This window comes from Pseudoalteromonas amylolytica (assembly GCF_001854605.1).
Classification (GTDB): Bacteria; Pseudomonadota; Gammaproteobacteria; order Enterobacterales; family Alteromonadaceae; genus Pseudoalteromonas; species Pseudoalteromonas amylolytica.
Genome location: NZ_MKJU01000027.1, coordinates 256,975 through 277,582 on the forward strand (window position 1 = coordinate 256,975; position 20,608 = coordinate 277,582).

The following is a 20,608-nucleotide window of genomic DNA, read 5'->3' on the forward strand; positions in this document are numbered from 1 at the left end:
CACGATTGTCGCATTCATATGTCGCTTTTACGAGGCATATATGGAATTTAAAATACGTAAAGCAAAGCACAGCGATATTGCACAAATAAGCGCGCTGATTGAGGAATCAGCGCGTAAGTTGGCATGCGAGAAGTATAGCAAAGCACAGATTGAAGGCGCGCTAAAAAATGCATGGGGAGTAGACTCTCAACTTATTATTGATTGCACTTACTTTGTTGTGGAATGTGGCCAGATATTGGTTGCATGTGGCGGCTGGAGTTACCGAAAAACGCTATTTGGCAGCGATAAGGAACAAAATAGAAGCGCAGAAGTGCTAAACCCAGAGTTTGATGCTGCTAAGATCAGGGCATTTTTTGTTAAACCCGACTTCGCTCGCAAAGGCATAGCTTCTATGATTATGAGCGCTTGTGAAAGTGAAGTAAAAGCAAGAGGGTTTCGTGCTCTGGAGTTGATGGCGACATTACCGGGTATACCGTTATACAAGCGCCATGGATTTGTTACCGGTGGCGAGATTACTTACCCGCTGGACAATGGTGAAAGTATTCAGTTTGTACCAATGAGAAAGAAATTAGTAAGTAACTCAATAGACTAGGGGAGTTCACTCCCTTTTCCCTCACATACTTATGCATTCGATTAGCACATTACAAGAATTTCAGATGATGGTGTGTCTCATTATCTCAAAATGAATAACAACCAAGCTCGTCTCAATATGTTTACCTAAATTTTTAACCTTCTTTTATAACAACATGGGCTATTTAAACTCAAAAGTAGTATCTTGATTGTTGCTATTTATGCACTTATTTGGGGTGTTTTTAGAGGTGGTAATAAAGTGCTAAATAACTATCTTTGTAACCTAAGATAGTGAAAAATTATTATTTTTCTTGCTATTTTCAAAGTGTTTTCTACAGTCAATCAGTAGGTTATGAAAAAATTCATAAAGCGTGTAATAACGTGTAATTGTTTTGTTAAACATTCTAGTTACACTATTTTTACTTTAAAACGCTGTTTATTCGTAACCACATGGATGAGCGATTCTTGCTGGAAGGACCTTGTGATTGATTTAGCCTTACGTTTTGTCGAGCAACAACTTAACCAAACATTACGAACAAAGTTTGCCCTCGATAGTGACATCGTGATTATGAACCATTTGGTCGAGTCAAATGGTACACCGCCGCTTGCCAATCAAAACAAATTGGTTATCACGTTAATCAATTTGGAACATGAAACGAATAAACAGTTTTATGGTGGTCAGCAAACCGTGCAATCCAAGCAGATCAAACAGTTACAGCCAACAACACGATTTAACTTGGATATATTATTGACGGCTCATTTTGACTCATACAATGAAGCGTTGAAATTTTTAAGCGCCTCAGTCGCTTTCTTCCAAGCCTACCCCACTTTGACGAAAAAAGATTTTCCGAATATGCCGTCGGATTTGGTTCAACTGCAGTTTGAAATTGAAAACTCGCCTTATACGCAAACGCATAATTTATGGAGTGCGTTGGGGGCGAAATATCAACCATCGATCATCTATAAAATACGTCATGTGGCGGTGCAGTCATTGCAAGTGACTGGCAGTGTGGGTGCTGTAACGGATGTAGCTAGTGAGGCATCACTGTAATGTTTACGCTTTTTCGTCTAACTCTTGAGCACAGCTATTTTGCTGATAATCAATGGCGAAATGCACAACTTCAGGCGTCTCCTTCGACCCAGCACTGGTTGAACCGTTATCAAATGTCATTGCACCAAGAAGACTCCTCGTGGTGTTTGTATGGCAACCAAAACACCTCTAAAGATGACTTTTTGCACTACTTGAGCCACAACCAAGAGGTAGCGGCACTGGAGTTTTGGATATTGCAGCCGCTGAGCGAGTTTGTAACTTTTACTGATTTGCCAATGGATTGGAAAGGCATACTGCTACTTGACAGTAGCAAAACAGCCCCCTCATCTGATGGACAAGAGGCGGTTTTATTGACAAATAGCGCATCACAAGGCGCTTTGCAAGGGGGCTTTGTCAAGCAGGCCATCGCAAAGGTTGTTTTCAATATTAGTGATTTAATGCGTACTGAGCACTATCGCTTAAGCTTATTGGCACGTTCAACTCAGTGGGTATATCACTTTATCCAGCGCGGACAGACGCGCTTATCTCATCCGCAGTTAATCGACAAGCTAAATGAGGTTTCATTTTCAAAACCCCATGCATATACCACTCAAGACGGAGAGGTTGCTTGGCTCAGTGACAGCAAAGAGTTCAACTTGCCCTTGAAGCAAGTGCCAGAGCCTCGTTTTGAACTGGTCGATACTCAACATTTAGACAAGGTAGGCGAACACTATATTAAACGTACTGTGATCAGTGCGTTACCTGCGCCAAGATGCGACCAATTGTTCCTAGGAACACAGCAAGACTTTAATGAGATGAGCTCGATGCGTGTGCAGTCTCATATGTACGTTTATTTCTAGGTTGCTTAGCCATTGAGTGACACTAGTATCAAGCTCAATGGCTTGATTAGGGTTAATCCATCTGACGGGTTTTACTCAAAAATATGGCATGTGAAATACCGTAAAACAACTAGTCGATACAGTGGTGACTCACGCCTAGCTGTAACGACAAAGCAGGGTTTTCACTTCACTTTACTGGTCGAAGGAAAACGAAATTAGTCAAACAGGAACAAAAGGCAAACGATGTTATGGTAACTTCCAACATTAAAACACCCGGTGTGTACATTGATGAAGTCAATGCCTTCCCTAACTCAGTGGTCCCCGTTGCAACGGCGGTACCAGCGTTCATTGGTTACACACCAACGGCTGAGTATCAGGGCAAGTCTTACTTCAACAAGGCACAAAAAATTACCTCTTTCGCTGAATTTCAGTCTATTTACATGAATGGTAATCCGCCGCCTCCGGCAGATCCAGCCACCCAGTATAGCCCTGAATATTACTTAGTAGAGCAAAAAGATAAGCCAACTACTGGCGACTACATGATGATCGGCGGCAGTTATTATTCGATAGTGCCAGACCCAAATAGCATTTATTACCTGTACAACAGTGTGCGTTTGTTTTATCAAAATGGTGGGGGAGACGCATACATTGTGTCAGTGGGCACTTATGGTGCGGCTTCAGGTAAGCCGGGCGATGTGGGCGCGCAGATTGTTAACCCCAATGTTAAGTTGAGCGACTTAAAAAGTGGCCTTGACCTGTTGCAATACGAGCAGGAGCCAACAATTTATATCTGCCCAGAGGCGACGCTATTATCGGTTGCAGATAACGGTACTTTGATGCAGGAAATGCTGTTGCAAGCGGGTTCTATGCAAACGGCTGTATGCATGTTTGATGTTATTGGTGGTAATACGCCCGACCCAATCACCTACACCAACGACATAGAAACCTTTAGAAACAATACTGGTTCAAACAGCTTGAACTACGGCGTTGCGTATTACCCGTTTATTGGCACCACTATTATGCAATCGTCGGAGATTAACTACACCAACTTGTTCGGTGGTGATGTTAAACAGTTAGAGCCTCTGTTGAACCCTGCATCTGCGCCAAATCCTACAGCTTCAAAAATCATTTCTATGATAGAAGCGAATGATGGTTCGATGACCACCTCACAACTCAATGCCGCGCTATTAAACGCATCTCAAACTTATTCTCAAATTGTTAATCATGTTTTGAGCGACGCCAATTTGTTGCCGCCAAGTGGTGGTATGGCCGGTGTTTACACCGTTAATGACAATGTTAAAGGTGTCTGGGGCGCGCCTGCAAATACCAGTATTGTTGGTGCATCTTCATTGCCTATTCGTTTGAATGATACGCAGCAGGCTGGCCTGAACGTTGATGCGGTGTCTGGTAAATCAATCAACGCGATCCGCTTTTTCAACGGACAGGGCATTTTGGTGTGGGGCGCACGTACGCTCGACGGTAACTCACAAGATTGGCGCTATGTGTCAGTGCGCCGCACCATGACCTTCTTGGAGCAATCTTGCAAATTGGCCGCGCGTGCATACGTGTTTGCGGCAAATGATGCCAACACTTGGGGTGCGGTTAAGAGTGAAATCGGCAGTTTCTTAATGAGTATCTGGAAAGAAGGTGGCCTGCAAGGCGCCAAAGCGTCAGACGCGTTTCAGGTTGAGTGTGGTTTAGGTACCACCATGACCAGCGACGATATTCTCAACGGGTTTATGAAAGTATCGGTAAAAGTTGCAATTGTTCACCCAGCCGAATTTATTGTGATCTCATTCGAACAGGAAATGGCTAAGTCAGGCTAACACGCAGCGCTGAGGAAGTTATGTTTAACCAATTTATAGAAAAATATAAGGGGAAATACCATGGCAGATGACGGCAGCAAAGAAGGCAGCACGTGGCCAATGCCCAAGTTCCGTTTCGAGGTTGACCTTGGAACGGAACTGCAAAAAGTGGCTTTTCAGGAAGTCTCAGGAATGGACAAAGAAGTTCAGGTGATCGAGTACCGTCACAGTAACAGCACGTTGTTCTCCACAATCAAAATGCCGGGAATTGCTAAGTACGGCAATATCACCATGAAGCGTGGCATTTTTGTTAACGATAACAATTTCTGGAAATGGATGGATGAGATTGAAATGAACACCATTAAGCGTCGCACGGTGTTAATCAAATTGCTCGATCAGGATGGCAAAACCACCATGCAATGGCAGCTTAACAATGCTTGGCCGACCAAAATCACTGGTACGGATCTGAAGTCGGATGGTAATGAAGTGGCCGTTGATACGTTAGAAATAGCGCATGAACAGTTGATTGTGACCAATGGATCATAATCTACAAACTAGCTTTTACTTCAGCGTTTCAATCTCAGGGATGGGCAGCAGTGATGCTGCTTTTCAGGAAGTACTGGGATTGAGCAAGGAGCTTGGGAGCGAGGATGTGGTGTGTGGTGGAGAAAACCGTTTTAAATACCGTTTACCCACCATAACAACCTTCTCAAACCTTGTGCTCAAGCGGGGCGTCACCACGGATGAGTCGTCATTAATCGCTTGGGTAAAAGACACGTTGGACGATGGCTTAGCGAATCCCATCCAAACCAAAGATATTAAAGTTCGGCTATTGGATGAGAAGGGCAATGTCAGTATGCAGTGGGATTTTATCGCAGCCTACCCTGTGAAATGGTCAGCGAGCGACCTGAAGTCGCAAGATGGCGAGGTTTTTATAGAAACCCTCGAGTTTTCCTACCGATATTTTGAAGTTGAAGACAGTCGCTCACCACAGATGGACTTGTACGCGTAGTTTGGATTAGGTCTCACTTTACTAGAGGAGTCAGAGCATGGCCGTTGAAATCAGAGAGTTGGTGATAAAAACCGCCATCCAAAGTCACCAAGAAACACCGGGGCATGAACTTACAGAGCAACAAGTACAGCAGCTTAAACAGCAAATTGTACAAGAATGTGTGAAGCAGCTTGGCCTTAAACAAAGGCAAAAAATATTCGAGCGCTAAGGCATAGATTAAGCACGGAGATAGTGGCGTGGGTAGTTTAAAGAAAATGCGCATAGTCGCATACAGCGATGAAAAATTTACGTCTAAGGTGGATGAGTATGTGGTCATGCTCAACCCAGAGCAAATGAAGCTAGACCGAAGTATTAACTATAATGAAGAGCAAGCCCCCGACTCGGGAAAGCTGTCTTCTAAATATCGTTCCACGCCTGGCGAAAAGTTGAGTTTTGATTTAGTGGTGGATTGCACGGGGGTGGTTGACTCAACACGAACCGACTTACCCACTGAATTAAATCAATTACAGAAAGTGGTGTACACCTACAATGGCGATATACATCGGCCCAACTACGTTACAGTGTATTGGGGGCAGGGGTTGTCGTTTCAGGGGGTACTGACTGCATTTGATACGAATTATACCTTTTTCAAACCAGATGGCACCGCATTACGTGCCAAGGTTTCATTGCGCTTTACTTCTTATCTAGACCCATCTACCGCGGCCAAAGAAGAAGATAAAAAATCACCTGATCTGACGCACCGCATCGCGGTGGTAGAGGGAGATAGCTTGCCACAAATCAGTCAACAGGTTTATCAAGATCCTGACCTATACGTGCAACTTGGTGCATTTAATCAATTGAATAAGCTAAGAAATATAAAAGCGGGTAGTGTGTTAAGCGCACCGCCATTGCGCAGTCAGGGTGAGCAAACATGAGTAATAACAGTAACGGTGGCGTAGCCACGCTGGAAATTAAATCGCAAGGCTCAACCATTCCAGATACGGTGCAGGTACACAGTGTGGTGATCAGACAGGATATCAATCGAATCGCCAGCGCCACCATAGAAATATTAGACGGAAATCCTTCAGAAGAAGGCTTTGCCGTGAGCAGTTCGAGCACGTTCGTACCGGGCAATGAAATCAGCATTGCTATGGGTTATGACGGAACCAACAGCACCGTATTTACAGGTATTGTAACCAAACAAATGGTGCAGGTTAACCCAGGTAGCGGGCCTTTATTGAATGTTGAGTGTCGCGACAAGGCAATAAAAATGACCGTTGGGAGAAAAAATTCGGCCTATCAGAATACAAAAGACAGTGATGTTATCAGCACGCTGATTGGTCAGTATAGCCTCAGCGCCGATGTGTCGAGTACTTCCGTTGAGCTACCTGAGTTAGTGCAATATTACACCTCAGATTGGGATTTTTTGCTCAGTCGAGCTGAGGTAAACAGCATGGTGGTCAGTACAATCAATTCTAAGGTGTCGGTATTTTCGCCAACGGATGATACCAGCTCTGTAATGACGGTGACTTACGGTGAAGACCTTTACCATATTAATGCTCAGCTCAACAGTGTAACTCAGTTAAGTGAAGTAAAATCAAGTGCTTGGGATGCTAAATCACAAGCCATAATTTCGGCGACGGCGAGTAACTCGCTTGCCGGTCCTGGTAATTTAAGCAGTAAAAAACTCGCTGAAGTGGTCGGGTTATCTGAGTTTGAGTTGCAAACTACCGCAGCGGTCAGTAGCGATAACCTGACGCAATGGGCCAAAGGACAAATGCTCAAAAGTGAGCTGTCAAAAATTATGGGCGATGCCCGTTTTCAAGGCAACGCCAAGGCTCAGGTGGGTAAATATATTACCATTGCGGGCATGGGGGATCGCTTCAATGGGGAGCATTTCATTTCCAGTGTTGAACATGACTTTTCCGATGGTAACTGGTTTACCACGGTAGAACTGGGGTTATCGCCTGTGTGGTTTGTCCAAGAGCATGATGTTACCGCTCCCGAGGCCGCAGGACTTTTACCAGGAATAGGTGGGTTATATAACGGCACGGTAAAAAAAATAGATGAAGACCCTGACAATGCGTATCGAATTTTAGTCGACTTACCGCTTTATAACGATGAAGGCAAAGGCGTATGGGCCAGACTAACTAACTTTTATTCCAGCAGTGGCTGCGGTGCATTCTTTTTGCCTGAAATTGGCGATGAAGTAATTGTGGGTTTTCTCAATCAGGACCCTCGTTTTCCCATTATTGTTGGTAGTGTCTACAGTGAAAATCGCAAACCATACAGTGAGTTGACTCCCGACTCTGACAACAGCAAAAAAGCCATCGTGACCAAAAGCAACTTGCGGATCATTTTTGATGATAAAGAAAGCATTCTCACCATCACCACAGATGCCAACAATACTATTGTACTGGATGACAAAAATAAACAGATCAAGATATCCGATCAGAGCGAAAACAGCATCCTAATGAGCGAATCCGGCATTGATATGAAAAGCCCAAAAAGCATCAATATTCAGACCGACCAGTCGGTCAATATCAAAGGTGCGATGGGGGTAAATGTGCAGGCTGAATCAGGCGATGTGAAAGTATCAGGGCTTAATGTAAACGCTGAAGCGGACGTACAGCTCAGTGCCAAAGGATCAGCGTCAGCGCAAGTCGAAGGGGGCGCAGAGCTTACACTCAAAGGCGCCATAGTGATGATTAATTAATAGGAAAACATTATGCCTCCAGCAGCCAGACTAACAGATTTTCACGAGTGTCCGATGGTAACACCGGGTGTACCGCCTATTCCTCATGTAGGTGGGCCAATCTCGGGGCCTGGGTGTCCAACCGTACTGATTGGTAAGTTACCAGCGGCCAGAGTCGGGGATATGTTGGTATGCGTGGGCCCACCAGATAGCATTATTAAAGGCTCGGCAACCGTATTGATTGGCGGTATGCCAGCGGCGCGCATTGGTGATAACACCGCGCATGGTGGCTCGATTGTACTGGGTGATTTTACCGTGATGATAGGCGGGTAATTTATGGCAGAGAAATCGACATCCGCACAGCAGAGTCAGTTTTTAGGGCGTGGCTGGCAGTTTCCACCAACCTTTTCCAGTGTCTCTAATCAGGTTGCGATGGACGAAGGTGAAATAAACATCAATCAGTCGATAGACTTAATTTTGCAAACCCGGCGTGGGGAGCGCAGCCTGTTGCCGTATTACGGCAGTCAGCTCAGCAGTTTCTTGTTTCGTGCTCAAGATGCCACCCTCAAGGAAGAAATTGCAAAGTCAGTGCGTTATACCTTGCTCAATGATGAACCTAGGATCTTAGTAGAGGATGTGGTTGTCAGTTATACCACAGGCACAGACTCAAAAGTGGTGATCAGTATTGTATACACCATCAAACAAACCAACACCCGCCATAACCACGTATTCCCTTTCTCAATTTTGGAAGGCACCAACTTGGCAGTGAGGGCATAAGGTGCATAACAGGCTCGACTTTGTAACGATGCAGGCGCAGCTAAATGCTCGCTTAGATCCGAACTCTATTGCGTTGGATGGACGTGATATTCGTGATCGCCTTGCATTTGTTGCATCTTTGTCAGAGCTTATCCTATTTTATGATGAACAAAACCAAATCGCTGGAGATTGGCGCGGTGTGGTGCTCAAAGATCCAGTGATCTTGCTGGCGGTGATAAGCAAAACTGCTTATCAGAGCATGTACTTTAGGTTTAATCAAATAACAGGACCGTTAGCGCGCATAAAACATTGGTTGAGCCAACAGAAGGAGCCGCAAGATGCACAAGCACTGGTACTACCTCCTAGCCTGAATAATCATTGTATCTCCCAGCTACTGTTGTTACTTGATCAGCTATTTGAAACCATCAATAGCTGGGTAGAAAATCTAGAACTAAGCACCGTAGACTTTGACCTACGGGATTATATTTTACAGCAGATCACCGGATCGATTGGTAAACAGCTTTGGCAACGTTTGGCATTACAAGACTATTTATCGGGCCAGCTAAGCGAGTGCGTACCCAAGCCGAGTGAGGCACGTTTTAGTGACTTTAATCCAAACTGGTTTACTAATAAACGCACTAAAAATAATACCCATGTAGAGAATGCATTCGACGCAATTCAAGGGTTGGAGAACATTTATCAGCAGGTTTATCGCTTTTTTGTACAGGTGATCCAAAGCGCCAAACCCGCCTTTTACGATATGGTGGTACAGCAGAATGACTTTCCTGATACCAGTCTTATTATTGTTGCAAACCAGTTGCTTACATATTCACAGCAACAATTTAATCAATACTCGCAAAAGCACTTGGATTTTTACTACAAGACGTTATTAAAGCAAACACCAGCCTCAGCACAGCCAGACTATACCTATCTGTGTTTAACCTTGCACAAGTCAGTATCAAGCTATGAAATGCCACAAGGCACCCAATTCACGGCGGGCGCTTACCCTGATAAATCTCCCGTGTTGTTTGCAAGCACTGAGCAAACAGAGCTTAATCACGCATCGTTTGTACGTATGTACGGTGTGAGCTACGTGCCAAGCTCTGATGCCGGTAATGATATGCAACAGTATTTGCAAACATTTGCTGATAGTACCAAACTCAGGAAAAGCCAAACGGGACGGGTGCTTTCTAGTGATTGGTTTGCCAGCAATCAAGGAGAGCAAGTACAACAAGGTTTTGCACTGGCAAGTGATATGCTGTTTTTAAATGCAGGCAATCGCACTGTTACCTTGACGCTTACTTTTTCGCACGACATGGAAGTTACCCATTATCAAAATGCGCAGATTGCAGTGTCGTGCGCAAAGGGCTGGGTAGATATTTTGCCAAAGGCTGTCGGTTCTGGACCTAAACCTGTCAGCTCATTGGTCTGGTCTGCGCCGCATAGTAAACAGCTACAACTGACCTTGAAGTTTTCCAGCAGCTTTGAAGCGATCACAACATTTGCAAAACCTGACGTGGACTTTCCGTTGCAAATGCCTTATTGCAAGGTGATGTTGCCCAATTCGGTTAACTTGCAATCCCAGCCTCGCTTATTGAGCATTAAATTACATGTCTTGGTTGAAGATAGTGAGTTACTGGCGCCAAGCAATGACAACGGCCTGCTAACCAACAACAAAGCCATGTATTTGCTCGGGACGCGTCCTCAGGTTGATAGCCATTTCTATCTTAGTTATCCAGAAGCCTTCGCCAAACCTGTGACGTCGCTTAAACTTCGAGTGGACTGGGACAATGTGCCCGAGGATTTCAGTGTCTATTATGACGCCTACAATGACTATATCGATAATAACAAAGCACAAGTAGGTGATGCGGTTGTCTACAGCAATAATGTGTTTACAGTGGCGTGGAGTGTTATGCAGCCATCAGGGTGGCAAGATGCGCAAGTGGCGCTGACGCTACCGGATGAGTTAAAGGCATCACAGGCAGACTCCCTGCATGACTTCAAAGACCGCGGCGTCAGTGAACTGGCGGATTTTAGCAACCGCATTGAACCTACAGTGGGCTTTAGCTCTGAAGATAGTAACGCCTCGTTTGCAAGTAACTCAGAGGCACTATCAACCACCGATAGCACTTCGACTGTGCCTGATACAGGCGGTGATACTCATGGCAATATTGGTACTCCAATAAAACAAATAAGCAATGGTTTATTCGCGCAGCACAAAGGCTCCTCTGGGCAAAACATTAATGCTAAGTCGAGTGAGTTTGTATTTACGCTCACCAGCGCCTTGCAATGCGCAAACGTAAAAGCGACCGACACGGCAAGTAACAAAAACCCAAGCATACGCATGACACTGACCGCGCCTACGCAGGGCTTTGGAGAGCAACTCTATGGCGCTGTTGTGAATAATGTCAGTTTGCAAAATGCACAAACGCTGATTGCCGGATCGGGATTGTTCGCCATTTTAACTACAGTGGTCAATAAAACCGCACAGTTGTTTGGCTCGGACAAAGGTAAACTAAAACCGATGCCTAACGCCCCATTACAGTTGCAAGCCAAGCGCGTCGCGATGAGCTATGAAGCGGAGCAAACCATTCAATTTACGTCACCCATGGCAACATTACGCCAAGGATTTGCGCTGCAACACATCGGCCCATGGCAAAACTACCTGTATTTTTATCAGCAAGCAGGCCAGCAACTCCCCAATGTGGATGAACGTCACCTACAGTTGCAACCTGTTGCTCCTGCAGTCCCCATGATGCAATCTGCTGCGCAGCCCGAAGAAAATATTGGTTTGGCGCTATATCAAGGAGTCAGTAAGCCTGCATTGAGTTTATATATGCAGCTTGAGCAGGTTAGTCCACCTTGCCGACTGAGTATTTTTGTAGAGCTAGCGCAGGACATCAGTGGCGACCGCCATACAAATTTCGTCGACATATTTTATTGGAGTAACAGTGGCTGGCAGGCGGTGAATATTCTGGCGGATGAAACACGTGCATTGACTCGCTCTGGCATCATCGAACTGGATTTAGCGCAAGATGTTGCACTGGACTCGCCGATTTGGCCAAAACCTCAGGGTAAAGAAGTGAATACTGCGTGGTTGATGCTGACACAGGAAAAGCCGCGCCAAGTACAATGCGTGTATTGCAACACCCAAGCGGTGAAAATTCAGCGTTGTGCGCCCATTTCATTACCATTGGGAACAGCCCCTAGCCTAGCGGCTGAACAAGTCAAAGCACCTGCTTTGAAAACGCCAGCGATCAGTAAGCTCGTTCAGCCTTTTGCATCTATGGTGGGGCGTGCTGCTGAGAATACTAGCCAGTTTGAACAGCGGGTAAGTCAGCGGTTGAAAACAAAAAATCGCGCTAGCAGCGACTGGGATTACTGCTTGCTGGTAAAACAGGCTTATAGTGGAGTTTTCTACGTGAAGCGGCTGACTTGTACACATGCAGGCACAGTAAGGCTTGGGGTTGTGCAACAGTACACATCGCCTGCACAAGCCAATGCGTTTGTACCTGTTATGCCCAAAGCATACCAGTTACAAATCAGCGATTATTTGTCGAGTCGAGTCTCGGCGATGACCCAAGTCGAGGTATGTAACTTAGCGCATGAAACCATCGTCGTTAGTGCGGAGTTAGTGGTCAGCAAAGACACCAATATTAACGACTTGAACTTAGTTCTAACCTCAGGAGTTAATGTTTATTTAGCACCTTGGATAAAGACGAATCAACCGCAATATTGCCTAAACAGTGGCTTGAGCAAGGCGGGCTTGGCAGCATACATTGCCAGTTTTAAACAAGTAGAAGCAATTCAACAGTTGGCAGTGTCACCTGCGCCTATCTCATTCTCAGCAGCGCTTAATACGCAGAATAACTCTTTGAATAAACAAACTAGCGCGCAAGTAGATACTATGACGCCAAGTAGCGACAACGCTATTTTTGTGCCTGCAAACGAGCATAGCTTTACGTTTTTAAGAGCAGGTGGCGAGCAGAACCCAGAAGGGGATAACAGCTCAGCGCAAGCGGTTTCGTTGCCAGTAAATACGTTATTGGAGGCGGGTGTATGAGTGAGTCCGCAGCCATGTCGTTAGACACCTTAGTACAGCAAAATAGTATTAGTTCGGGACCTTTGCCCGAAGCCTTACAGTTTACGTTCTTAAAAAATACCGGCATTAACACCCTTAAAGCACTCGCCGGATCACAGTGGAGTAATTACAACGACAGCGACCCAGGCGTTACGATTTTAGAGCAAATTGTGTTTGCATTAACCGAGCTGGGTTATGTGAATACCTTTGATATCGCTGATGTATTAACCCAGCCCGATGGCAGTATTGATTATCAACAGCAATTTTATGCCATTGATGAGATTTTAACTACCGGCCCTGTGAGCGCAAGCGATTACAGAAAGCTGGTGGTTGATACCCTAGATGACATTGACAATGTATATTTGCAGCCGCTGAGTGTGGATGAGCAGCTCACAGGTTTATATCAAGTTTGGCTTTATGCTCACCAGTTATTCACCCTACAAGAGGGTGTAACTGTGGCGCAACAAGCGTTATGCAGTGCGGTGTATCAGCTGTTGAACAAAAACCGTAATGTGGGTGAATACTTTTTAATGCCACAAGTGTTACATCAACAAAGCATCACCCTCAGTGGTGAAGTGTTGCTGACACAAGATGCCAACCCTGAGCAGGTATATGTGGATATCGTACAAGCGCTGGCCGATTACGTTAGCCCACAAGTGAAGCGGGTTGGTTATCAACAGGCGTGCACTTCGGAAGAGTCGGCAGAGCAAATTTTTGATGGACCAAAATTGCAAAATGGCTGGATGCTAGGCAGTAACCCATTGGGAAGCAAACGAAGCGTTGTTCAAAAGGTTGAGTTAATCACCTTGATAAGCCAAGTCAGTGGGGTAACAGCAGTTGAGTCGTTCACCTTAAATGGCCAAACTGACGTGAACTCGGTGACGATAGCACCAGATAGCATAGCGCAGTTGGAACCAGACGCGAGCTTTACCTTGATACAACATCAAGCGCCGCTCAATATGCAGCCTTGGCAGCAGACCAATTTACTGTCGCAAATTGAGTTGCATTGCCAAAATCAAAGTATTGCGGCGCAGGTTGATTTAACGCCGAAAAAGCCAACTGGACGCTATCGTGACATTGAAAGCTACTACTCAATCCAAAACACCTTTCCCGACATTTACGCGGTAGGGGTTAATTCACTGGAGTCAGATGCCAGCGAGCACCGGGTTGCTCAATCACGACAGTTAAAAGGCTACCTGTTGTTGTTTGATCAAGTGCTGGCAAATCAATTCTCGCAATTGGCCAACTTAAGTAACTTGTTCACCTTTGGTTTTGATATTGTTCCGACCTCCCAGCAGCCGTTCTATCTACAAGGCCATGGAGATAAATCATCTCAGCCGCCTGCTATTCCGAGTCAAAGCTTTATTCGAAGCTACTTTTATCAGCCTTTGTATGAGGTGCCTGATGTACAAGCGTTGCTCAAAGGTCAGCAACAATATCAATTTTTCTATCCCGATGACCCAAGTGACACCGCGCAAAGAAATGCGCTGGCTTGGCAGCGCTTTAAAGACGACCCATTTAATCAATACAATCATGGCTTGAGCCAGATAGTAGAAAATCAACAAGAGGCACAGCAGCGCCGCGATAGCATGCTGAGTCATTTGCTTGCACGACAAGGAGAACCTGCGGACCTATACAACGATATTATTGATGCATCTCAGTGGTATGGCAGCAAGCTACAAACGCGTATTATTGTTAAATCTATCTGGTTACAAAACTTACAGCAATTGAGCTACCGTCGCGTGCAGGCATTACAATTTGCGTTGGCGCAAGTGTTGCCACCCCCTGGACGCTATCGTTTGAGCTTTAATCAGTACAAGCAGCTCATTGCCAGTAAGAGTCCTGACTTTGGTAAAATCATCAGTGGCGTTTACCAACAAGCTTTCCCCGATAAAGGTCAGCTGGCTCGCGCCATCGCCTCCTTGTTAATGAAGCAATTAGCAAAGCACGCCAAAAGTAAGGGCAAAGACGGTAAAATCGATACCAGCAAAGTGGTAAAACAAAGCCGTGCGTTGGCCTCTTCAATTCCTCTGGTGGATGGTAACCAACAGCTGCTCGAAAACGTTCAACAACGCTTAATGTTAGATGGCCAGTATAATGCACAGGCGCTTGATGCTTATGGCAAGCTGACAAGCCAAGACTTTGCCAACTTTTCGGTATTTGAGCTTAAGTTAGATTTACTCATAGGATTTGCTGCGCATCTACGTACCTTGGCCGCGGCTTTAGTAACGCTTATTAACGACCCCGACTTTGCAGCTTGGTTGGAACAAGCGACGACGGTTGAAGAGCGCGACAGTACGCAACCTACATCGTTTAACATCGATGATATTGTTGCCACACGTGGTGCTGATACTTTGAACATTAGTATCAGTGGACAGCAGGTCATGACGCTTGTGAATCCTGAGACCTCTTGGCAGGTCACAAACATACAGCAATACATTGATCAGCTTGCTTGGTTGAGTGGATACCGCAAAGGCATGTTGCTGATTGAGCATACGCTGTTGCAAAGCGCTGCGGTTCAAGTCGCATTACAAACAGCGGATAGTGATGATTGGTACTATCTGGCATCGTCACTCGTACTGCCTGATTATGTGTGCTTGGTCCATCAGCCGAAATTTATTTATTGCATTCGAGCGATTCAACAGTTGCATTGGCCGAGCCACGTCACACTGACGTTATTAACGGCTAATGTCAGCCAGCTCAGTGAGTTAGTCACTAATTATTGCCAATGGTTTAACCAGCAACGCCTGATTGAGCGCCATCCTATTCAGGGCTCACAAGGGGCACAACAAGCATTATCAGATGGGCTAAAAGATAAACTCCAGCACTTGCAGGAGGTCGTCGATGATGATGTCTAAACATATGATTGGCCAGTGTCAGTGGCAGACCAGTTTTGATGATCAAACTAACGTTACCCAGTTACAAGATGCGCTAAGCCAGTGGAGTAACCAAATATTGCCAAGTGTGCTCAATAGTGTGTTTGAGCGCTATTGCCCAGCCGCCCAAACGTGGCGCATTGAGCAGCTACATATTGATTTGGGCACGTTGGCACTCAGTGAGCTAGATACTCAATTACCCATAAAAGTGGCGGCAGCACTCGAACAAGCGCTACTGAAAATGTTACAGCGCTATGGGGCTGACTCACAAAGTGGCAGTGGCAATAAGATGACCATCGTGGGGCAAGATGAGTCTGAGTTGGCTTTATTGCGCTGGTTTTTGCTCTATGGCGTATCGCCGTGGTGGGTGGTGGGCAACAATAGCCCGTTGCATGTTGTTGACGCACAAATGAGCCAACAGCCCAATGCGCTAGCATCGCTTATTCGTGATGTTGGCCACAGAGATGCGGTGCGACGGCGCATTGTTTGGCAATGGGGAGAAGCGAGAACTCGTAAAACGGTACAAATTCTTGAACCATGGAATGCACAGTTTATTTGTAGTTATGCAGACAATATTTTGTTAGCACAGCAACAGCCACAGAGCCGTATCCCCAAAGATAGCAACCTACAAACGCATCTTTGGTACTGGGTTTTAACCCATTTGCTGGTAGACCGAGGTACTCTGTTTAACACTTCGCAATTTGTGCGTGCCACGCTTTGGCAAATGGCACAGCACTATCAACTCTCATTTCATGACCTGCTTGAGCAGATGAGTGAGGTGGCAAAACGCATGCAGGAGACAGGGCTGGTCGCGCCGCAATTTTTGCAGGTGCTGATAGATATTCAACGAAGTGAACAACAGCAACTCAAAGATGCTTCCAAAGTCGATGTACAAACCGATTTATGGTCAATATTCTCAGGGCTACTACATGACAAACAAGCAAGTATTCAAGAATATGGTCATACCTACCATTTGACGGAGTTGTTTACTCGATTGGCGCAGGTTGAGCCGAGTAAGATGGCACTTGCACTGAAGCAAGAAGGCCAAGCCGAAGCGGTTCGAGTACACATCGTTAAGCAATTTAATGAACAACAACTGGCGCATATAGTGGATGTGGTTGCACCCCACGATACGTCATTTATTTTGGCACATGTGTCACATACGCAAACCTTGCTTAAAGCGCAGCATTTAGACCCTGAAGTTATTTGGCGTGTATTGCTTGCTTATCTATTTGTGAATAGGGGCAGCTATTTCAATCGCAGACAGTTTGTGCATACTACCCTCTCGCAAGTTAGCCAGCACTTTGGTGTAGATTACCACTTAGTTTTGCTGTTATTACAGCAAACTAATAGTCTGCCCAGTAAAGCAGGCCAACAATACGAATTATTCACCATCTTGGCTGACTTACAACAACGCCAAGCCAAGCAAGAGCAGCACAATGATACGTTTTGGTTGAAACAGTACGGGGCGCTGATTGATGAGCAAGTGCAACACAGCTCTGATTATCCCTCCCTTATGTTCGGGCAGTTAAACACTTTAAGTTGGCAGCATGCACTGCGAGGGATGATCATGGTGCGCCCCGTAGGCAGCCCTCGCTCCTTGTATAGTCTACTAAAGCGCCATCACTTGGGTGTCTCGCAGCGTTATCAGCTTGCGCAAAAGCTGGTGGCGGCAATGACGTCATCTGGAATGCTACTGTGGAGTGACGTTAAGCAATTAATACACGCTTTATCGCCCAATTATGCATCTGAATCGATACAGCTTATCAGCGCCCTACACAACTGGCAGCAACAAGGACTCATGCCTCAGGTTACTCAGCATTGGTCGTTAACGCAGCTAATTGAAAGCATCGCTTTTAGTTTGCTGAATCAGCCAGAAGTTAACAGTATTGAGCAATGGTTTATACGCACAACAGGCCATATAGCGCAACGGTTCTCTTTGTCTCACAGTGCTCTGCTACAGCAAATATGGTCAAATGTGCAGTTGGAAAGTCAGCCTCATGAAGTATTAGAAAAGTCATTGGTACAGAGCTTAAAAGGCGCCTTGAGTGCAGACTTACTAGCGCTACCCTCAACTTACGACAGAGTACCAGAGCATGTGATCTATGCGCCATTAAGTTATAGCCTGATCAAGACGTTTAAAGCATTAGCATTACGCTTTAATTTACCTACGGAGATGGTATTAAAGCTTTGCGCTGAATTTGCCTGTAAAGGGGGCTTACACAAAGAGATAAAAAGCTTTGCCGAGTTGCCTGGTCAAAAAGTCACATCTTTTTTAAACCATCTTGCGACTCACTTCGTGCTGCCAGTAACAAAGCTACGTCGTTATTTAGTTGTACAATTTGCTCGAACAACATCAATGCGCCGCTCAGTGCAAAAAATGCAGGATGTTTCTGCTGATGCGTCAGCGACAGATGCCATGGTTGGCAAAATGACCACGCTTGTAAAGCCCAAAACGTCACGTATTGCGATTAAGCAAATCAGTCAAACAGTTTTGCAAATGGAAGCGCGCCGACAGGCACATACGTACACTGAAAAAAATAGTGGTTCTGTTGGTGAGATGACATCCAGTTCGGTGGCGACCAAGGCCGCAGAAATCAAATCTATCGCGCCTTTGTCATCTACCAGCAAACCCGCTAACACTGTACTTGTCCTACAAGCACAAGAAAACTTACTAAACAATAGGATACGGCTTAGTCAGCAAGCTTATAAGCGTGCCCTCAAGCTGAGCCGCCAATCGGTGTCTGAACTGTTGACGTGCTTGCTGAATATGCGAGGTTCAAAGCATGTATTTATTTATGAACTGACAAAGGTCGCAGATCATAAAGACCTACTTAACTGGTTGTTAAACCCTTTTGATACAGCGACTAAAGCGTGCTGGTTGTATCGACTGTATTTGGCCTCAGAGTCAGGCAAAAAAGGTTCAGTGAGTATGTCTGAAAAGCCGCTTAATTTCGATGAATTGTTTGCTATGGTGGTTAAGCAGCTTCGTGATGAGCAACAGCATTTAGGTGTCATGATAGTGCAAAAAGTTGCAGTGATGAGCACTCCTAACGGACAACTTAAGTCATTGTTGCAAAGTCCTTTATTACGTTCTTGGCTGCGCCCCGTGTTGCCTGACATATGGCAAGGTGTGGCTGCATGTGACAAATGGTGCCAACAAATACATACATGGTTGCACAGTGCGATAGCTGCGGGTGATGAGAGCAATCTACAGTTTTTCAAAACACAACACATGCTTCAAAAAAATGATGCCAAGCTTGCTAAAAGTCTATTTTGGCAACTGTTGACACAGCATTTTAATAGTTGTCTTCACGCTGCTACTCGTTCTTTGCACAGTGCAATGTTCACCAAAGAGCTAGCAACTCAGTTAATTGCAATATTGATCTTAAGATGGACTCAGGCACATTCATTGAACTTAGCGCTCAGTGTTGCACAGCTTGAGCGGTATTCGCAAAGCAAGGGACTAGGCTTTGTGCTGCCTCAGTCATCATGGACAAATATTGTCAATAAGCTCAAACGTGTGACCAACCAAGGCAGCTTTACAGATATTGCACAAAATTTATCGGCTCAAAGCTCTGCTGATGAGCACACAGCGAAGCGCTTAACGGATGGTACAAGCGTTGTGTCTGCTCAAGCAAGTAGAGTAAAGCAAGCTGATTTGCACAAAGGTGATGGGTTAAGTCGTGAGCCGAAGCGACAGTATTTTGATGGCACAGACCACTGTGATTGGCGGCAAGATTTTGATGGTGTATACCTCAATCGAAGCAACATCAAAGCCATTTTTGAGTATTGGCTTTGCCATGGTGTTCGACCTCATTTTATCGACCTACACGCCTCGTTCAGTGGTGCAAGATTGCTAAATGATATGCAGCTGCATAAGCCTAAGCTTTGGTGCGATACGCTTGCTCCCTTGCTTGATGACGATAATGTTCGTGCTCGTGTTGCCAACCACATCACCCTTTTAACACTACTTGATGCCCTTACCCGAGCAGGTAAGTTGACTTCGCTACAACTCACTATGTTCAGCGAGGTAGAACATGTACTCAAGGCGTTTGCAAGCTCGGGGATTGCACTAAATGAACAAGAGTGTGAGCAATTTTTGCTGATATGCCTATTGCGAGCGCTAGCGAACAATGAGTTAGCAGAACTTAGCGCCGAGTCACTGCTACAAGCAATATGTTGGCAATTAGTACAGCATCAAGTGTGTAGTGCTGACGACTTAGCTCGGGCGCTGGGTCAAGACGCAATACCAAATTTACCCCATGTAATGAATGCGTTGAGTGAGTTGCGCAAACAGTTATCTCGTTATCAGCAAAGTACAAAAAGACACTCTGACAGCCCATTACAACATGAGGCGCTAGCGCAAGTGTTAGGTGAAAAGGAAAATAACGCGCCAGAGCAGCCCACAGAGTTTCCGATGAGCGTGCCCAACGCAGGGCTGGTGCTTATACAAAGTTTTATACCCCATTTATTCGAGCGTTTAGGTTTGGTCAGTGACGACAAGTTTGTCAGTGAGCAAAAACAGCGTGCTGCTGTGCATTACTTACAGTTTTTGGTCACCGGGCAAAGTGCAACAGAAGAGCATCATTTAATTTTAAACAAGCTGATGTGTGGCTATGGCGTCACGCAGCCTGTTGAAGCGGGAGTAACGTTAAGTCAAAGCGACATAGACACTATACACAGCTTGATAGAAGCGGTGTGTAACTATTGGCCAGCAATTGGCAAAACGTCAGTAGATGGATTTAGAGGAAACTGGTTAGTGCGCAATGGCACCCTAACCGAAGCACAAGATCATTGGGATTTGATCGTCGAAAAACGCGTGTATGACATTTTGATCAGCCGTTCACCGTTGTCGTATTCGATAGTCAAGTTACCTTGGATGGAAAAACCGATTTACGTAACTTGGCCAACCTAGTTGGTGATGTAACCCAAGGATGTAATTCACATTGATTGATATGAAAG

14 protein-coding genes are annotated in these 20,608 nt (G+C 45.4%); all 14 read left to right on the forward strand.

Going from position 1 to position 20,608, the window contains the following annotated elements; translation table 11 throughout:
- Nucleotides 1-40 precede the first annotated feature (40 nt).
- The 14 genes from BET10_RS13200 to BET10_RS13260 all read left to right on the forward strand — a co-directional run bounded on the left by BET10_RS13200 (nt 41) and on the right by BET10_RS13260 (nt 20,561).
- Nucleotides 41-592: a GNAT family N-acetyltransferase gene (locus BET10_RS13200; protein WP_070986049.1), complete on the forward strand. Its 552-nt coding sequence runs from the start codon at nt 41-43 to the stop codon at nt 590-592.
- 459 nt (nt 593-1,051) lie between these two features.
- A complete protein-coding gene (locus BET10_RS13205) occupies nt 1,052-1,621 on the forward strand; it encodes a Pvc16 family protein (protein ID WP_070986050.1) in 570 nt (189 codons plus the stop codon).
- The gene (locus BET10_RS13210) at nt 1,621-2,460 is read left to right on the forward strand and encodes a hypothetical protein (protein WP_070986051.1); all 840 of its coding nucleotides are present in this window, start codon (nt 1,621-1,623) and stop codon (nt 2,458-2,460) included. Before BET10_RS13205 ends, BET10_RS13210 begins: the two co-directional genes overlap by 1 nt.
- A gap of 227 nt (nt 2,461-2,687) precedes the next feature.
- Nucleotides 2,688-4,265, forward strand: coding sequence for a phage tail sheath family protein (locus BET10_RS13215; protein ID WP_070986052.1), 1,578 nt, complete (start codon nt 2,688-2,690; stop codon nt 4,263-4,265).
- A 60-nt stretch (nt 4,266-4,325) separates the two neighbouring features.
- The gene (locus BET10_RS13220; protein WP_070986053.1) at nt 4,326-4,790 is read left to right on the forward strand and encodes a phage tail protein; all 465 of its coding nucleotides are present in this window, start codon (nt 4,326-4,328) and stop codon (nt 4,788-4,790) included.
- Entirely contained in the window at nt 4,780-5,256 is a 477-nt protein-coding gene (locus tag BET10_RS13225; protein ID WP_070986054.1) for a phage tail protein, read from the forward strand. Before BET10_RS13220 ends, BET10_RS13225 begins: the two co-directional genes overlap by 11 nt.
- Nucleotides 5,257-5,293: 37 nt before the next feature.
- Complete coding sequence (locus tag BET10_RS21510) at nt 5,294-5,464, forward strand: DUF5908 family protein (RefSeq protein WP_170829154.1); 171 nt, start codon at nt 5,294-5,296, stop codon at nt 5,462-5,464.
- 28 nt (nt 5,465-5,492) lie between these two features.
- Nucleotides 5,493-6,170: a CIS tube protein gene (locus BET10_RS13230; protein ID WP_205987532.1), complete on the forward strand. Its 678-nt coding sequence runs from the start codon at nt 5,493-5,495 to the stop codon at nt 6,168-6,170.
- Nucleotides 6,167-7,951, forward strand: coding sequence for a type VI secretion system tip protein VgrG (vgrG, locus tag BET10_RS13235; RefSeq protein WP_070986056.1), 1,785 nt, complete (start codon nt 6,167-6,169; stop codon nt 7,949-7,951). The genes BET10_RS13230 and vgrG overlap by 4 nt, the downstream gene beginning before the upstream one ends.
- Nucleotides 7,952-7,963: 12 nt before the next feature.
- The gene (locus tag BET10_RS13240; RefSeq protein ID WP_070986057.1) at nt 7,964-8,263 is read left to right on the forward strand and encodes a PAAR domain-containing protein; all 300 of its coding nucleotides are present in this window, start codon (nt 7,964-7,966) and stop codon (nt 8,261-8,263) included.
- A 3-nt stretch (nt 8,264-8,266) separates the two neighbouring features.
- Nucleotides 8,267-8,707 carry a GPW/gp25 family protein gene (locus tag BET10_RS13245; RefSeq protein WP_070986058.1) on the forward strand — a complete coding sequence of 147 codons (441 nt, stop codon included), beginning with the start codon at nt 8,267-8,269 and terminating at the stop codon, nt 8,705-8,707.
- Between the two features lies 1 nt (nt 8,708).
- The gene (locus BET10_RS13250; RefSeq protein ID WP_139158578.1) at nt 8,709-12,749 is read left to right on the forward strand and encodes a baseplate J/gp47 family protein; all 4,041 of its coding nucleotides are present in this window, start codon (nt 8,709-8,711) and stop codon (nt 12,747-12,749) included.
- The gene (locus tag BET10_RS13255) at nt 12,746-15,625 is read left to right on the forward strand and encodes a hypothetical protein (RefSeq protein ID WP_070986060.1); all 2,880 of its coding nucleotides are present in this window, start codon (nt 12,746-12,748) and stop codon (nt 15,623-15,625) included. The genes BET10_RS13250 and BET10_RS13255 overlap by 4 nt, the downstream gene beginning before the upstream one ends.
- Nucleotides 15,612-20,561: a contractile injection system tape measure protein gene (locus BET10_RS13260; protein WP_070986061.1), complete on the forward strand. Its 4,950-nt coding sequence runs from the start codon at nt 15,612-15,614 to the stop codon at nt 20,559-20,561. The genes BET10_RS13255 and BET10_RS13260 overlap by 14 nt, the downstream gene beginning before the upstream one ends.
- Nucleotides 20,562-20,608 lie beyond the last annotated feature (47 nt).

Bases quoted from the DNA above. Each gene is read 5' to 3' on its own strand.
- BET10_RS21510 (WP_170829154.1), top strand. From the start codon at position 5,294: ATGGCCGTTGAAATCAGAGAGTTGGTGATAAAAACCGCCATCCAAAGT.
- BET10_RS13260 (WP_070986061.1), top strand. From the start codon at position 15,612: ATGATGATGTCTAAACATATGATTGGCCAGTGTCAGTGGCAGACCAGT.
- BET10_RS13255 (WP_070986060.1), top strand. From the start codon at position 12,746: ATGAGTGAGTCCGCAGCCATGTCGTTAGACACCTTAGTACAGCAAAAT.
- BET10_RS13240 (WP_070986057.1), top strand. From the start codon at position 7,964: ATGCCTCCAGCAGCCAGACTAACAGATTTTCACGAGTGTCCGATGGTA.
- BET10_RS13200 (WP_070986049.1), top strand. From the start codon at position 41: ATGGAATTTAAAATACGTAAAGCAAAGCACAGCGATATTGCACAAATA.
- BET10_RS13245 (WP_070986058.1), top strand. From the start codon at position 8,267: ATGGCAGAGAAATCGACATCCGCACAGCAGAGTCAGTTTTTAGGGCGT.
- vgrG (WP_070986056.1), top strand. From the start codon at position 6,167: ATGAGTAATAACAGTAACGGTGGCGTAGCCACGCTGGAAATTAAATCG.
- BET10_RS13225 (WP_070986054.1), top strand. From the start codon at position 4,780: ATGGATCATAATCTACAAACTAGCTTTTACTTCAGCGTTTCAATCTCA.
- BET10_RS13220 (WP_070986053.1), top strand. From the start codon at position 4,326: ATGGCAGATGACGGCAGCAAAGAAGGCAGCACGTGGCCAATGCCCAAG.
- BET10_RS13215 (WP_070986052.1), top strand. From the start codon at position 2,688: ATGGTAACTTCCAACATTAAAACACCCGGTGTGTACATTGATGAAGTC.
- BET10_RS13210 (WP_070986051.1), top strand. From the start codon at position 1,621: ATGTTTACGCTTTTTCGTCTAACTCTTGAGCACAGCTATTTTGCTGAT.